This window comes from Deefgea piscis (genome assembly GCF_019665785.1).
GTDB lineage: Bacteria > Pseudomonadota > Gammaproteobacteria > Burkholderiales > Chitinibacteraceae > Deefgea.
The window spans coordinates 1857529-1872019 of record NZ_CP081149.1 but is presented as its reverse complement, the minus strand read 5'-3'; the positions used below and the strand labels follow the sequence as shown (position 1 = coordinate 1872019).

Genomic DNA, 14491 nt, shown 5'->3' with positions numbered 1-14491 from the left:
CCCGCACTGCGTTCAAATTAAAGCGCACAACAATTTGTTGTGCGCTTTAATTCTGGCGGCGTAAATACACGCCATTAATTTACAATGTGGGCAATGTGATTCGTGTGCACTATTGCCCTTATAAAGGGTAATTTATCCTCTTCGATTATTGATTTAATTCTGCGAAACTCAACCGTATTATTAGCTTAAATAAAGCACACCGAATGAATTGGATAGACCTATTACAAGCCCAAGCAATTAGCTATGCGCCTAAATTATTATCGGCACTGATTGCGCTGTTTATTGGCTGGAAACTCATCGGCGTTGCCAGTCAGCTATTAGAAAAAATGCTAACACGTAGCAATGTCGAAGCCACACTCAAGCATTTTTTGGGTAGTCTGGCCGATGTAGCATTAAAAGCACTGTTACTGATTAGTGCGGCGTCAATGATCGGCATTGAAACCACGTCATTTATTGCGATTTTGGGTGCGGCAGGTTTAGCCATTGGTTTGGCGCTGCAAGGCAGCTTGAGTAATTTTGCCGGTGGTGTACTGATTTTAATGTTTAAACCCTTTAAAGCCGGTGACTATATTGAGGCGCAGGGTCAAGCTGGTACAGTCGAAGGCATTCAAATTTTTACCACGCGTTTACGCACACCCGACAATAAACTCATCGTCATCCCCAACGGCCCCTTAGCCAATGGCAATCTCACCAATTACTCGGCCATGTCCACCCGCCGCGTCGATTTTGTCTTTGGTGTTGGTTATGACGATGATATTGACCACACCCGCGAAGTGATTTTATCGGTACTCAAGCAAGACACACGCATTCATGTAGATCCTGCCCCGCTGGTGGTGGTGTCATCGCTAGGCGACAGCTCGGTGAATTTCACCGTTCGCGTCTGGACCAATAGCGAAGACTACTGGCCGGTGTTTTTTGACACGACCGAAAAAGTCAAAAAAGCCTTTGATGCAGCCAAGATCTCAATTCCTTATCCGCAACGCACCGTGCATCATATTCAGCATACTGATAAATAAACGGCGGCAATTGATCGCGCCCAGCTTATTGCGAAATTCAAGACCATAAAAAAACCGGCAATGCCGGTTTTTTATTGCCTGTCACTTTAACGAGGTTCAGCCCACTGCGCGTATTCGGGCAAGTCGACAAAATTGAGCCACGGCACATCGTGCGAAGTCCAAATATGCTGGCTAGCACGCAGACTTGGATCGTCATCTAAAGTGGCCACCCGTAGCACCCACATAGGCTTGCCGACTTTTTTAGCCAATAGATGGCTGCCGCATTGCGAACAAAAATAACGCACTTTATCCGCTGACGAAGCATACTCACTCAGCATATCTTCACCCGCGAGCCAACGAAATTGCTCCTGGCGCACACCAGCGGCTGAATTAAATGCCGCCGCATGTGTTTTACGGCAGGTCTGACAATGACAGTGCGAAATTGGCGTCGCCAATTCATCGACTGCATAACGCACGGCTTTACACGCGCAAGATCCTTGCAAGCTCATCTCTATTCACCTTTATCAGTTACTCAGTCACAGCACCAGCGATATCAAGCCTCATCACCGGCAATCAGTTTTTTAAGCACTTCCGCTTTGGCAGCATCGTAATCAGCAACCGTAATCAAGTCTTGCGCTAGCAAGGCTTTTAATTGTTGCAACTGCACTTGGGCCTCGCTCATTAAGGGGGATGAGTTTGCAACATCAGTCTGCTCAGTAGCCCGATTGGGCTGCGCATTTGGCGCGAGCACAGAGTTCATCGCCGATGCCATCACTTGCCCAGCGGCAACGCCGGCACCTAAACCCACGCCCAATCCCGCCAAGCCACTGTCGTTTTGCGCGGCGAGCACCATCGATTGAGCCGCCTGATACTGACCAAACGCCCCCAGATCACCAATCATCTGCATTGAGATTTTGTTATCGAGGGCTTTTTGTAATTCATCGGGTAAGGAGATATTTTCTAGCGTAAAGGTATCGAGCAGCAGTCCGTATTGTGCAAATTGCGAACGCAGTGCAGCACCAATTCGCTCGGCCATTAAGCCTTGATGACTCGCCATATCCAAAAAAGGCACATCCGAGCTGGCTAACACCTGCGTCATCGTCGAGACCACCTGATTACGCAACTGCAGCTCGACATCATCGCAAGTATAAACGTCACGCGTACCGCTGATTTGGCTAAAAAACAGCTGTGGATCGACGATTTGGTAAGCATAAACGCCAAAAGCGCGCATTCGAACCATGCCAAAATCAGCGTCTCGCAGCGTAATCGGCTGCGGCGTGCCCCACTTGCGGCCCAGCTGTAAACGCGTACTCATAAAGTACACATCTGACTTAAACGGTGACTCGAATAATTTGTCCCAATTTTTAAGCGCGGTCAGCAGCGGCAAAGTGCGCGTGGTCAGCGTATATCGACCGGGGGTAAAGACATCGGCAAACTGGCCTTCATTTAAAAACACCGCCATTTGTGATTCGCGCACCGTTAAACTGGCACCATATTGAATTTCACAATTGGCCTGCGGGAAGCGATAAGCCAACACCCCATCTTCATCTTCATTCCACTGCAGTATGTCGATGAACTGATTATGAATAAACGATCCTAGACCCATACCCTATTCCCCATACTCAAATCGACCAAAACAGAATGCCCGATTGACACCCACACCGGCATAACACGCCACAAAGTAATGCATCTGGCCTATGCAATATCGCAGTTTTGTCAGCATTCAGCAAGCAAGTGCTAAATATTGCTGAGCGCGAGCAGCAAAATAAACGGCAAGTGGGTGCACAGCGGTACCTTCACAACCCAGAAAGCGGTGGAATGTTCTGGCTAGTTGTTTAATTTGTTGGCAAAGGGGCAATATCACAGTTGCCACTAGAGCAAATAAAAAGACACAGCTTGCAATAATTATTATATAAGCAAATCATGATATTGTAAGATTCACTTTTATATTTAAACGACATTTCACACAATGAAATTACGCGAAATAATCAGCTTACTCGCCCTGAGTCTCATGTTAGCCGCTTGTGGCGGCGCAGGTGATTCAAACGGGGAAATGGGTGGTGGTGGTGGCAGTGGCAGTGGAACTGGTAGCGGCACTGGTGGCGGCAGTACTGGTGGTGGCAATGGAGGAACAGGCGGCGGTGGTAGTGGCACAGAAGAGCGCAATCCTGTCGTAGACCGCAGCATTAAATTACTCGATCAAGCGCAGCAATTAAATGCCAGCAGTTTTGGGCTGGACGATGCTGCATTCTTACCCAGCGCGGTGGTGCTCAAAGATAATATTCTGTATATAGCCAATGACCTTATTTCTACTCCAGCTGCTGTTTTGCGTTTTGATCTTAACGCCAACAAAGCATTAACGCCGATTAGTAATTTTTCCAGCAATGGCAGCACCGATGATTTTAAGCGTTTATACGATATTAATCAGTTTCAAGATCGGCTTTACACCGCGTCTCTTTCATCCAATCGTGTGGATATTTTTGATATTAGCCAGAGCGAGCCGCGCTTTATTACCGCGCTAGGCACTGGGAACTGGAGCGGCCCTTCAAATCAAGTCTTAGTTCATCCGATTGCGGTCGCGGCCAATGCCAACTACATCTTTGCCGCCGATACCGACAAAAGAATTTCGGTTTGGAAACAAAGCGACGCTACTCCAGCCAATAATAAAAAAGCCATCAAGCATGCTTACCTCAGCCTGCCAGACTGCACAAGCACTTACTGTGACGTTAAGTTAGCGACGGTGGGTGAACGACTGTTTGCTAGCTTTGGTAATGGTAAAACCTTGGTTTACGACGTGGGCCAGCTGGCTGAATCGACCACCATGGTGCAACCCATCATGCAGCAAAATAGCGTCAGCAATACGCTCATCCAAGGCGACGATGGCCAGCTGTATGTAAGCCGCACCGGTGGCGGAATTGATCGCTTTGCATCCAGCAACTTACCAGCCAGCGGCGCGCAAATTTTACCCGCGACACCACTCGATCAATTTCGCCAAATCAATCTGGCCGATCAAGCCGCACCACAAAATTTGCTCAAAGCAAAAGACATTGGTTTTAATCAACAAACCATCGCCGCAATCCAAAATAAAGACATCTTGATCCTGCCACAACGACAAGTGGACGAACTACACCATATCGACAAGGTAACAACGCAGCAGTATCAGTATGCCGCGATGGCGGCAGCGCAAAAAGGATTGCTATTACAAGACAGCGATAGCTGGGAGACATTAACTAATCCACAACTGCGCAGCTTTGCGATCAACAAAATCCTCAGCGGCAAGCTCGATCAACGGCAATTGGCATTAAGCAGCTACAGCGCTATCCCCGTTCGCAATCTAGAAATTCAAGCCCGCCTTAAAGGCAGTGAACCGTGGTTTGTGCTTGGATCGTTAGATCAACTACCGGCATTTAGCACCGTTCGCTTTGATGTCGCTATCAACGATGGCCGTACTTTCCAGCGGGTTGATGACAAAGGCAGTGTGCAATTCAAAGGTTTAGACGCACTCAGCGTACTGCCGAGCGATTTGTTTGAGATTCGAATTGATTCCAAAACCGATGCGCACGTGCAAAAAATCAGCAATTTCAAAATGAAATGGCAACTTTCATTTGGTAAATACGATGCGGATGGTAGTGATGGATCTTGGGGAAAGATTAATCCGATTTACGCCCGCGAATGGGTCATCATGATGACCAATTTTGCATACGTATTAAATAGTCCCGAATTTGAACATGTTTGGTTTAACCATAAAAAAGTCATGGGCCATGATTTCTTTGGTAATGCCGGACAAGTTGATGCTCCAAGTGGATTTTTTACTGGCGAAGATTACCGCAATAACTATCAAGCGATCATGAATCGTGGCGGCATTCGTTTGGGGGTCACCACGATGGGAGGGGGGCTTGGTGGTGGTGACGTTTTAGGCATAGATACTTGGAATTTCTACGAACATTACTTTAGAAATGCCGGCGTTATCGGCCATGAATTTGGCCATCACTGGGGCAGCCACAATAGTGCTTGGTCCAATTCAAGCTATGGACTACAAAGCAGCAGCGCCCAATTGCTGGAATACTTCCTCAGAAAACAACAGCTCCCGTATATGGATCCAAACACCAATGGCTTTCATTTAGCGCCAAGAGAGATGCTTTACAATGGCATTGTGGAAGGAATGCGCGTGCCACGCAAAGATACGGAGGTGAATAATCTAGAGCGCTACTTCAGCGCCAACCCACTGTAAACTGAGCCTACTCAGTTAAAACAAGCGCTCCATCACCAACACTGGCCACACAAGTGGCCAGTGCTTTTTTTCATCCAACTGGAATCGTTAACCAACGTAAGGGCTCAACTGCTCCAGCAGTTTGCATTATTTTCCTGCGACACTCGCAGCGAAGTCACTCATTGACGTGGCAGCGCAGGCGGCTAAGCCAGCCGACTTGGCAATTGCTGTAATGCAGCTGCATTGGAGGGGGAAAATACCATTTCGATGGCTTCAGGCAAACTCACCCAACGATATTGCGTGTGTTCGCGTGGTGAAATGGTCACTGGGCTGCCGCTTGGCACCGCAACACTAAAAACATGCTCGGTATTGTGCGTGACCCCGGGCGCATAGCGATGCCGCCAGCGCGTAAAGATTTCAAACTCACTAGCGTATTGCCAATCGCGCACTGCATCAGCACTAACTTGCAAACCGGTCTCTTCAAACAGTTCACGCACGGCAGTGTCAATCAAGCATTCATTGGCTTCGCAGCTCCCAGTCACCGATTGCCAAGCACCAGCAAAATCACAGCGCTCGAGCAATAAAATCTGCAAATCAGGAGTATGAATGACAAGTAATATAGAAATAGGCTGTTTATAGGGCATGGCGCATTATACAATTGCCAGTCCAAGCTGCCAGCTGTTCTTCAGGCAAACACCATGTTTGACGCACTTAGCCTCAAAAAACAGTTCCCGATTTTTAGTCATTATCCCGAACTGATCTATTTAGATAATGCCGCGACGCTGCAAAAACCACGCGCAGTGCTCGATGCGGAGCGGTTTTATTATGAACATCACAATGCCAATGTGCATCGCGGTGCGCATCGTTTAGCCACTGCGGCCACCGAAGCCTTTGAAAACGCAAGACATACCGTGGCGCAATTGATCAATGCGGCGAGCGACGATGAAATCGTTTTTACGCGTGGCACCACCGAAGCCATCAATTTAGTCGCCAATACTTGGGGCAATACGCTGACTGCGGGCGACGAAATCATCCTATCAACGCTCGAGCATCACGCCAATATCGTGCCGTGGCAAATGCTGGCTAAGCGCCGTGGGCTAACGCTAAAAATCATCCAGCTTGATGCGCAAGGCGCGCTGGATTTAACGCATTTTTTAAGTTTGCTATCGAACAAAACCAAATTAGTCGCGATCAGCCAAGTCTCAAACGCCATCGGCAGCATTCAGCCAGTGCAGTGGATTTGTCAGCAAGCCCACCACTATGGCGCCAAAGTGCTGATTGATGGCGCACAAGCCATCGCTCACAGCGCAATCGATGTGCAAGACATTGGTGCTGATTTTTATGTGTTTTCGGGGCACAAAATCTATGGTCCAACGGGTATTGGCGTACTCTGGGCGCACGCCAAGCTCTTAAATGAAATACCCCCTTGGCAAGGTGGCGGCGAGATGATTGCAACGGTGTCATTTGCGCAAACTACATATGCTGCAGCGCCCTATCGCTTTGAAGCCGGTACGCCACCCATTGCGCAGGCGGTCGGCCTCGCCGCAGCGCTCAATTGGCTCAATCAACAAGACCGCATCGCGCTCGCCGCGCATGAAATCGCGCTACGCCAGCAACTTGAAGCGGGGCTAGCCCAAATGCCAGCGGTCAAGATTCACGGACAAAGTACCAATAAGGCGGCCATTACTTCAATGACTTTTACGGATGCGCATCCGTATGACGTCGCCCAATTTCTCGACCATCAGCACATTGCCGTTCGAGTTGGCCATCACTGCGCGCAACCTTTACTGCAATCGCTGGGCTTAAGCGGCACTTTACGCGCCTCATTTGCCGCCTATAACACCCCCGACGATGTGACGGTTTTTTTAAATAGCTTACAACAGACTTTAGATGTATTGAGTGAATCATGACTTTTCCGCAACACCCATTTGGCATTAGCCTGCAAGACAAAGCCATCAGTCTTGATGACTTAACTCAGCGCCTGTCGCAAGCGCAAGGCTGGGAAGGCAAAAATCGTTTACTGGTACAGCTGGCCAAAGCATTGCCAGAATTTCCTACTGAGCTTCGCTGCGACGAGCACCGTGTTACTGGCTGTGAAAGCCAAGTTTGGTTATTAATCCAAGCCAATAACGGCAAATACGACATCGCCGCCGATAGCGACTCAAAAATCGTCAAAGGGCTACTCACCTTGATTTTGGCGGCCTACCACGGCCGCAGCGCCGAAGAAATTCAGCAATTTGACTTTAATGCTTGGCTCAATCAACTCGGTTTGCATCGTTTTTTATCGGCCAGTCGTGGCAACGGCCTAGCGGCAATAGTGACAAAGATCAAACGGCACGCAATTTCAATGAGATAATGACGTTTTTCTTGCACCGAACTGCTATTTTAGCGGGCTAATTGGTCGCAAACATTCTACTCAGGGAGACAATACATATGCTTAAACTAAAAACAATCATTAGCTGTATCGGACTATCTGCCGCCATCATTGCGATGCCGGCCGCTGCAGAAAAAACCTATACCGTGGCAACCGATGCGACTTTCGCACCGTTTGAATCACTGAACAAAAACCGCGAAATCGTTGGCTTTGACGCCGACATTATTAAAGCCATCGCCGCCAAGCAAGGCTTCAAAGTTAAAATGAACAACACCCCTTGGGAAGGTTTGTTTGTGAGCCTTAACAATGGCGAACGCGACATTGTAATTGCCGCAGTGACAATTACCCCTGAACGCCAAAAAAGCATGGATTTTTCAGCCCCTTATTTTGATGCCAAGCAATTGATTGTGGTGAAAGAAAACAGCCCAATCAAACAATTTAGCGACCTGAAAGGCAAAAAAGTCGGCGTACAAAATGGCACCACGGGCGATACCGTCGTGCAAAAACAATTTGGCAAAACCAATCCAGATATTCGCCGTTACGAAAACATCACTTTAGCGCTCTCTGAATTAAGTAATAGTGGCGTGAGCGCGGTCGTTGCCGATAACGCCGTGGTGAGAAATTACCTAGTCAACAATCCAAAACAAAAATTCCGTTTAATTGATGACACCAGCTTTGAAGTTGAGCACTATGGTATCGCCGTTCGTAAAGGCAATACCAAATTACTCAATGAAATTAATGCCGGCCTTGCGGGCATTAAAGCCGACGGCACGTATCAAAAAATACAAAATAAATATTTTGGCAAATAATTACGCTAAATCTCTATTAAAAAACGGTGCATCAATTGCACCGTTTTTTTATTCATGTCGATCGTTTTGTTTTGCTATACCATTTAGCATGCATGCAAGAATGGGTAAAAATGGGATTTTAATCACCAGAAAGTACCTTGCAACACAGCAATCGCTCTATTAGTATCTAAAAATCATCTCGGTGGAAACAAATACTCCCTTGAATTACGATACTCGAGCACTCATTGCTTGCACAGACTGCGACTTGCTGATCCAAGCGCCGCAACTAAAACAGGCAGAAAACACCAGCAGCACGGCACTTTGTCCGCGCTGTAATGCCGTATTGTTAAAACAAGCCAACCACAGTGCTTCTCGAACCTTAGCGTTAGCCATTGCCGCTTTTTTTATGCTGTTGTTGGCCAATGCCTTCCCGATTTTAACGCTACAAATAGGCAGTGAAAGCATTTCATGCTCCATTTTTGGTGCTGCCGATACACTCTATCAGCAAGGCATGTGGTATTTATCGGCCATTATCATCATCACTACCATCATCACCCCTGCTTTGCAGCTAATGATCTTATTGTATTTATTAATTCCCATCGCGCTGGGCAAACGCCCTCAGTTTATTGTCGTACCGATGAAAATATTTAATGCCTTACACCCTTGGAGCATGATAGAAGTCTTTATGCTCGGCATTTTGATTTCACTGAGTAAGCTCATGGGGATGGCCCGCATTGAACCGGATGTGGCACTCTGGTCGATCGCCATATTAATGCTGCTATTAACCGCGACATTATCTACCTTTAATCCAAAGAAAATTTGGCAGTTATTAACTCCGGCGCACCAATAATGGCCAAACCAATCACTGCCAGCCAGCTGCGCCTATTTAACTGCTCACAATGCGGCCTACTCTCCAAACAAATTAGCCAAGCTCAATCTTGCCCACGCTGCCAAAGCCGACTGCATTTTCGTAAGCCCAATAGCATACAGCGCACATGGGCATTTATTATTGCAGCGTATATTTTATATATTCCGGCTAATTTACTGCCGGTAATGAATACCAGCTCTATTCTTAGCAGTGAAAAAGACACTATTCTGAGTGGCGTATTTTATCTATGGACTTCAGGATCTTGGCCGCTGGCCATTTTGGTCTTTGCTGCCAGCATTACCATTCCAGGGCTTAAACTGCTGATATTAACCTTGCTCGCATGGACGGCTGGCAAAAAGAAACAATGGCGAAATCAAGAAAGAGCACGGTTATTTCGAATCGTTGAGTTCATTGGTCGCTGGTCAATGCTGGATATTTTTGTCACCGCAATGATGGTCGGATTAGTGCGTTTCGGCCCAATCGCCTCCGTCACAGCGGGACCTGGTGCAATCGCATTTGCCTTAGTGGTGATTTGCACCATGTTGGCGGCACTTTCATTTGATCCTAGATTAATCTGGGATTTACCATCGGACGAACACGACAAAGAAAATGACTGAATCACACAACACACCTACAGCCGATGATATCGATGACATCGATGACAGCAGCATCGCACAAGCTAAAATCAAACCCAAACGGCTACGACCTACTTTAATTTGGCTCATCCCTTTTATTGCTGCTCTGGCTGCTGGCTGGATTGGCGTGCAAGCGATCATGAAAAAAGGCCCAACTATCACCATTGAATTTAATAGCGCTGAGGGCCTAGAGTCAGGAAAGACCAAGGTTAAATATAAAGACGTGGTGATTGGTACAGTCAGCAGCGTCGCCTTAAGCGAAGACCACCAGCGCGTTAAAGTGACCGCTGAAATGACGCATGGCAGCGATAATTTATTGGGCGAACAATCGCGGTTTTGGGTTGTGCGGCCCTTAATCTCTGGCGGAACGGTTTCCGGCTTAGGCACCTTGCTTTCTGGTTCATATATTGCACTTGACCCAACACGCAAACCAGACAGCAAACGATTTTTCACTGGTTTAGAAACCCCGCCCGTCATTACGTCAAATCAACCAGGCCGAGAATTTACACTCAAAGCCCAAAACATGGGCTCAATCAGCAATGGTACGCCAATTTTCTTTCGTCGCTTACAAGTGGGTGAAGTAACGTCATTTAAGCTCGACCCCAGTGGGGAATTTATTTCTGTTTCGATTTTTGTCCACGCACCGTATGACCAATTTGTTACTGATAACAGCCGTTTTTGGCACGCCAGTGGCTTTGACGTTGCACTCAATAGCAACGGGCTTAGCATTGAAACGCAATCGTTAGCTTCCGTTGTCATCGGTGGTTTAGCATTCCAGTCGCCACCAGGTGAAGACCCTGGCGAAGTTGCCAAAGCGGGCAGCCGCTTTTTATTGGCCGATAACAAAGCCGCAGCCATGAAAAGCAATGATAGCTATAAACTGCCTTTTGTTATTCACTTTAAAGACTCGGTCCGCGGCCTTGCAGTTGGCGCAGCCGTTGATTTTCGCGGCATCCAAGTGGGTGAAGTACAATCGATTAAATTAGTTTTGGCTAAAAACAAAACCGATATTGAGTTACCCATCACCATTGCGATTTACCCCGATCGTTTCCGTAATTTGCAAACCGACGACAATCAAGTACTCAGCTTGGCCGACCAGAAAAAAATCATTAATCGTTTAGTCGAAAACGGCATGCGCGCGCAAATGCGAACCAGCAATCTGATTACAGGACAGCTTTATATCGCGCTAGATTACGTGCCCAACGCCAAAAAAGCGCGAATCAACTGGGCCAGCAATCCACCACAAATGCCAAGCGTCAACAGCAGCTTGAATGAAATTCAAGATCGAATTGCATCGATTGTGAAAAAAATGGACCAAATTCCACTGCAATCAATCGGGCAAAATGCCGACCAAACGCTCAAAACCTTGCAACAAACACTCGCATCAAGTAATGCATTGATTCAAAAAATTGATCAAGAGCTGGTCCCTGAAGCTAAAGTCACACTTAAAAGTGCAGAGGGTGCTTTTAAGCAAGTACAAACCACCTTGCAACCAGAATCGCCGGTACAGCAAAATTTAGATCAAACGCTACAAGAACTCAGTAAAGCCGCACAATCATTACGTGCATTGTCGGACTATCTGAATCGTCATCCAGAAGCACTCATTCAAGGTCGTAAGGCAGATCAACCATGAAAATAACACCCTCGCGCCTCATCGTTTTATTGGCGGCATTATTACTTTCGCTAACTGGCTGCAGTAGCCCGAAAGAATACTTTTACACGCTGAGCGCAACCACTACACCTAATTTGCAATGGCAAACTGCAAGAAACATTTACATTAACCCGATCCACATTCCTGCCAGTGTTGATCGCCCGCCAATTGTCATCCAAAAAACCCCACAACAAGTCACATTACTTGAGCAACGCCTCTGGGCATCCCCGCTGAAAGAGCAAATCCTTAATGTGCTGGCGCTCAATCTAACGCGCCTCAGCCAAAACCCCAACATTAATACTTGGCCACAACTCCCTGTCAAAAACACCGAACTGACCATTGCAATGCAAGTACTTCGTTTTGAATCCATGCCAAGCCAAGGGATTACACTTGAAGTGCAATGGACTTATTTAGATCACAATTTTCAAAGTATCAGCACCCAGCATGAAATCATCCAAGAAGTAGCGAGTGGCAACAGCATTGATGCACTGATCGTGGCGCACAACCAAGCACTGGCCACACTGGCAGCAAAAGTGATCCAAACCCTCCCCGCCACTCGGCATTAACTGCATTAACTATGATGTTTGGCGATCAATTGCTTGCTGCAATTGACGCCGCCATTTTTTACTCGGGCGACCTTTAATATCCGGATGATCAAAATGCGGCTGCAATTGCTGCGCATACTGCTCGCGCTCACGCCGCACTATACTTTCTGGGGTTTCTTGATATAAAGTTCGCGCTATTTCGGCCGATCCGCGCTGTTGACTCAATTGCACGATATGCACTTCAAACACGCCGTGCGCAGCTTGCACTTTAATCAGGTCTCCGACTTTAAGCGGCATTGCACATTTAGCGCGCTGACCTTGGTAATGCACATGCCCTGCGTCAATCGCCCGCGCAGCGCATGAGCGGGTTTTAAAAAATCGTGCAGCCCACAGCCACTTATCTAAGCGAATTTTTTCTAGCATGATTAAACACAGTTGAAATACAAAATGACATTCTACGATGATTCGAAGTACCAATATGGATAAAGAAACCGAGCAACAATTAAAATGTTTACGTAAAAAACTGCGTGAAGCAAAAAAAGCCCCCAGCTCAGCAGTAACAGCAAAGGCCAAGACCGCCCAAGAAACAGATCACGCGCTATTTTTAGCCGCGATGAAAGGGGTGCAAGTTTTAACGAGCCCAGCAACAGTGCAGCATACTCGTCCAATACCCAGCCCTTGGCCCAAAGGTTTACACGTTGCCAGCCCCATTTTAAACGACACAATGAGCGATTTTTGGCCATGGGATGAGCTTGAAGCGGGCGAAGAACTGATGCATATGAAGCCCGGTCAAAAACTCGATACCTTGCGTAAACTTAAACGTGGGGAATGGCGCGTCGAAGCCGAGCTTGATTTACACGGAGAAAACATCGACTCCGCACGCCGGCAAGTGGCGCAATTTTTGCATCACTGCCAGCAACGGCAACTACGTTGCGCTCGAATTATCCACGGTAAAGGCTTAAGCTCTACCGATGGGATTCCTGTACTGAAACTCAAGCTAAAAAACTGGCTAGTTCAAATGCCAGAAGTATTGGCTTTTGCCCAAGCCAATCCATTTCAAGGCAGCGCTGGCGCGGTCTTAATCCTTATTAAATCAGGTCAGCCATGAAACACTCAGCCAATAAACCCTATTTACGCCTTGCCTTTTATTTGTGGATGGCCGGAATTTGGATCGGTTCTTTAATTCCGCTTGGGCCACCGAGCGGCAATCATGGCGATAAAATTGAGCACTTTATCGGCTACGCCGTTCTTGCGGGTTTAGGCCAACTGATTTGGCAGCAACCACGACGAGCTTGGCTACTGGCAAGTTTAATGGGCGTTGCCGTCGAATTTGCTCAAGCCTGCACCACGTGGCGCAGCTTTGATCTATATGACATGCTGGCCAATGCCATTGGCGCCGCAATCGGCACCATCTTAGCTTATCTGTTTTTACGCCGTACACAGGCCAGTTAAACACAAACAAAAGTGATTAAGCGAGTGCTCTTTTGGTAACAATGCATTGCTCAACGCTTAAACAATATCGTATGGTATAGCCATCAAGATTATTTGTACTAAGGGGGCCATAGATATACCTATGAATCAATTTATTGAGCACTCACTGCCATTTTTACTTGATCGCTCCACCTTGCGCGACGCGCTATTCACGCTGCTCTTACTGACCGCCATCGTTTCAATGCGTGCCGCAATTCGCTCTACCATTTTGCATCGCAACGATCTATCAGTAGAAATCAAACGCCGTTGGCTAGTGACTTTACGCAATATTGCACTAGGCTTTTTTGTTCTCGGCATTATTTTAATTTGGGGCAATGAGATTCAAGCCTTTGCCGTTTCTTTAATTGCTGTCGCCGCCGCATTTGTGCTGGCCACTAAAGAAGTCATTTTGTGCATGCTCGGCTCAATTTATCGCACCAGCAGCCACGTCTATGAAGTAGGTGATCGCATTGAAATCGCGGGCATCAAAGGGCAAGTACTCGATATTAATTTGATTTCCACCACGCTGGTTGAATCAAGCCGTGCCGAGCACCACAAAGGCACAGTAGGCCGTGGCATTAAAATCCCCAATTCAATGCTGTTTGGCAACCCCGTCTACAATGAAACCATGATGGGTAATTTTGCGATTCAAACGATTCATATCAATGTCGCGCGAGATGCCGACTGGGAACTAGCTGAAACCGTGCTTTTACAGTGTGGTCGCGAGATTATTTCGGAATACATGGATGAATTAGCGCAACATGCCAAAGAGATTTCAAGTGACTACGTGATGGATACGCCACTTCAAGAGCCACGCGTTCGTTTAATTTTGGATGAAATCGAATTCATTGGACTTCAGTTGCAACTTCCCGCACCATTGGGCTTGCGCGCGCAAATTGAACAGCGCGTATTGCGAGACTTCCTAAGAAAAGTACCCATTCATCCCGTCGCCTAG

Annotated in this window: 16 protein-coding genes; 12 read left to right on the top strand and 4 right to left on the bottom strand. The window is 47.3% G+C overall.

Annotated features, from left to right (window positions below; all coding sequences use genetic code 11):
• Positions 1 to 203: 203 nt before the first annotated feature.
• On the top strand, positions 204 to 1016 hold the full coding sequence (locus tag K4H25_RS08725) for a mechanosensitive ion channel family protein (protein WP_221020165.1): 813 nt from the start codon (positions 204 to 206) through the stop codon (positions 1014 to 1016).
• Positions 1017 to 1102: 86 nt separating this feature from the next.
• Here K4H25_RS08725 and K4H25_RS08720 read toward each other — a convergent pair whose 3' ends face one another.
• Positions 1103 to 1504 (bottom strand): GFA family protein, encoded by a 402-nt coding sequence (locus tag K4H25_RS08720; protein ID WP_255587451.1) that lies wholly within the window; start codon positions 1502 to 1504, stop codon positions 1103 to 1105.
• Positions 1505 to 1548: 44 nt separating this feature from the next.
• Positions 1549 to 2601: an SPFH domain-containing protein gene (locus K4H25_RS08715; RefSeq protein ID WP_221020164.1), complete on the bottom strand. Its 1053-nt coding sequence runs from the start codon at positions 2599 to 2601 to the stop codon at positions 1549 to 1551.
• Between the two features lie 363 nt (positions 2602 to 2964).
• Here K4H25_RS08715 and K4H25_RS08710 point away from each other — a divergent pair, with 363 nt between their 5' ends.
• On the top strand, positions 2965 to 5226 hold the full coding sequence (locus K4H25_RS08710; protein WP_221020163.1) for an LVIVD repeat-containing protein: 2262 nt from the start codon (positions 2965 to 2967) through the stop codon (positions 5224 to 5226).
• Between the two features lie 182 nt (positions 5227 to 5408).
• Here the strand turns inward: K4H25_RS08710 and nudB are convergent, their stop codons facing one another.
• Positions 5409 to 5849, bottom strand: coding sequence for a dihydroneopterin triphosphate diphosphatase (gene nudB / locus K4H25_RS08705; protein WP_221020162.1), 441 nt, complete (start codon positions 5847 to 5849; stop codon positions 5409 to 5411).
• A 54-nt stretch (positions 5850 to 5903) separates the two neighbouring features.
• On the opposite strand from nudB, the gene K4H25_RS08700 reads away from it, so the two are divergent.
• The 7 genes from K4H25_RS08700 (at position 5904) to K4H25_RS08670 (ending at position 12087) form a co-directional block, all read left to right on the top strand.
• Positions 5904 to 7115: a cysteine desulfurase gene (locus K4H25_RS08700; protein ID WP_221020161.1), complete on the top strand. Its 1212-nt coding sequence runs from the start codon at positions 5904 to 5906 to the stop codon at positions 7113 to 7115.
• Positions 7112 to 7561: a SufE family protein gene (locus tag K4H25_RS08695; RefSeq protein ID WP_221020160.1), complete on the top strand. Its 450-nt coding sequence runs from the start codon at positions 7112 to 7114 to the stop codon at positions 7559 to 7561. The genes K4H25_RS08700 and K4H25_RS08695 overlap by 4 nt, the downstream gene beginning before the upstream one ends.
• A gap of 77 nt (positions 7562 to 7638) precedes the next feature.
• The gene (locus K4H25_RS08690; protein WP_221020159.1) at positions 7639 to 8388 is read left to right on the top strand and encodes a basic amino acid ABC transporter substrate-binding protein; all 750 of its coding nucleotides are present in this window, start codon (positions 7639 to 7641) and stop codon (positions 8386 to 8388) included.
• A 181-nt stretch (positions 8389 to 8569) separates the two neighbouring features.
• A complete protein-coding gene (locus K4H25_RS08685; protein ID WP_221020158.1) occupies positions 8570 to 9217 on the top strand; it encodes a paraquat-inducible protein A in 648 nt (215 codons plus the stop codon).
• A complete protein-coding gene (locus K4H25_RS08680) occupies positions 9217 to 9852 on the top strand; it encodes a paraquat-inducible protein A (RefSeq protein WP_221020157.1) in 636 nt (211 codons plus the stop codon). Before K4H25_RS08685 ends, K4H25_RS08680 begins: the two co-directional genes overlap by 1 nt.
• The gene (locus K4H25_RS08675) at positions 9845 to 11503 is read left to right on the top strand and encodes a PqiB family protein (protein WP_221020156.1); all 1659 of its coding nucleotides are present in this window, start codon (positions 9845 to 9847) and stop codon (positions 11501 to 11503) included. Before K4H25_RS08680 ends, K4H25_RS08675 begins: the two co-directional genes overlap by 8 nt.
• Positions 11500 to 12087, top strand: a complete 588-nt coding sequence (locus tag K4H25_RS08670) for a PqiC family protein (RefSeq protein ID WP_221020155.1) — start codon at positions 11500 to 11502, stop codon at positions 12085 to 12087. The genes K4H25_RS08675 and K4H25_RS08670 overlap by 4 nt, the downstream gene beginning before the upstream one ends.
• A 9-nt stretch (positions 12088 to 12096) precedes the next feature.
• On the opposite strand, the gene K4H25_RS08665 is transcribed toward K4H25_RS08670, so the two are convergent.
• Entirely contained in the window at positions 12097 to 12489 is a 393-nt protein-coding gene (locus tag K4H25_RS08665; RefSeq protein ID WP_173533938.1) for an RNA-binding S4 domain-containing protein, read from the bottom strand.
• Between the two features lie 55 nt (positions 12490 to 12544).
• On the opposite strand from K4H25_RS08665, the gene K4H25_RS08660 reads away from it, so the two are divergent.
• The 3 genes from K4H25_RS08660 (at position 12545) to K4H25_RS08650 (ending at position 14491) form a co-directional block, all read left to right on the top strand.
• The gene (locus K4H25_RS08660) at positions 12545 to 13174 is read left to right on the top strand and encodes a Smr/MutS family protein (protein WP_221020154.1); all 630 of its coding nucleotides are present in this window, start codon (positions 12545 to 12547) and stop codon (positions 13172 to 13174) included.
• Positions 13171 to 13518 carry a VanZ family protein gene (locus K4H25_RS08655; RefSeq protein ID WP_221020153.1) on the top strand — a complete coding sequence of 116 codons (348 nt, stop codon included), beginning with the start codon at positions 13171 to 13173 and terminating at the stop codon, positions 13516 to 13518. Before K4H25_RS08660 ends, K4H25_RS08655 begins: the two co-directional genes overlap by 4 nt.
• A gap of 121 nt (positions 13519 to 13639) precedes the next feature.
• A complete protein-coding gene (locus K4H25_RS08650) occupies positions 13640 to 14491 on the top strand; it encodes a mechanosensitive ion channel family protein (RefSeq protein WP_221020152.1) in 852 nt (283 codons plus the stop codon).

Bases quoted from the DNA above. Each gene is read 5' to 3' on its own strand.
- K4H25_RS08725 (WP_221020165.1), top strand. From the start codon at position 204: ATGAATTGGATAGACCTATTACAAGCCCAAGCAATTAGCTATGCGCCT.
- K4H25_RS08720 (WP_255587451.1), bottom strand. From the start codon at position 1,504: ATGAGCTTGCAAGGATCTTGCGCGTGTAAAGCCGTGCGTTATGCAGTC.
- K4H25_RS08715 (WP_221020164.1), bottom strand. From the start codon at position 2,601: ATGGGTCTAGGATCGTTTATTCATAATCAGTTCATCGACATACTGCAG.
- K4H25_RS08710 (WP_221020163.1), top strand. From the start codon at position 2,965: ATGAAATTACGCGAAATAATCAGCTTACTCGCCCTGAGTCTCATGTTA.
- nudB (WP_221020162.1), bottom strand. From the start codon at position 5,849: ATGCCCTATAAACAGCCTATTTCTATATTACTTGTCATTCATACTCCT.
- K4H25_RS08700 (WP_221020161.1), top strand. From the start codon at position 5,904: ATGTTTGACGCACTTAGCCTCAAAAAACAGTTCCCGATTTTTAGTCAT.
- K4H25_RS08695 (WP_221020160.1), top strand. From the start codon at position 7,112: ATGACTTTTCCGCAACACCCATTTGGCATTAGCCTGCAAGACAAAGCC.
- K4H25_RS08690 (WP_221020159.1), top strand. From the start codon at position 7,639: ATGCTTAAACTAAAAACAATCATTAGCTGTATCGGACTATCTGCCGCC.
- K4H25_RS08680 (WP_221020157.1), top strand. From the start codon at position 9,217: ATGGCCAAACCAATCACTGCCAGCCAGCTGCGCCTATTTAACTGCTCA.
- K4H25_RS08675 (WP_221020156.1), top strand. From the start codon at position 9,845: ATGACTGAATCACACAACACACCTACAGCCGATGATATCGATGACATC.
- K4H25_RS08670 (WP_221020155.1), top strand. From the start codon at position 11,500: ATGAAAATAACACCCTCGCGCCTCATCGTTTTATTGGCGGCATTATTA.
- K4H25_RS08665 (WP_173533938.1), bottom strand. From the start codon at position 12,489: ATGCTAGAAAAAATTCGCTTAGATAAGTGGCTGTGGGCTGCACGATTT.
- K4H25_RS08660 (WP_221020154.1), top strand. From the start codon at position 12,545: ATGGATAAAGAAACCGAGCAACAATTAAAATGTTTACGTAAAAAACTG.
- K4H25_RS08655 (WP_221020153.1), top strand. From the start codon at position 13,171: ATGAAACACTCAGCCAATAAACCCTATTTACGCCTTGCCTTTTATTTG.
- K4H25_RS08650 (WP_221020152.1), top strand. From the start codon at position 13,640: ATGAATCAATTTATTGAGCACTCACTGCCATTTTTACTTGATCGCTCC.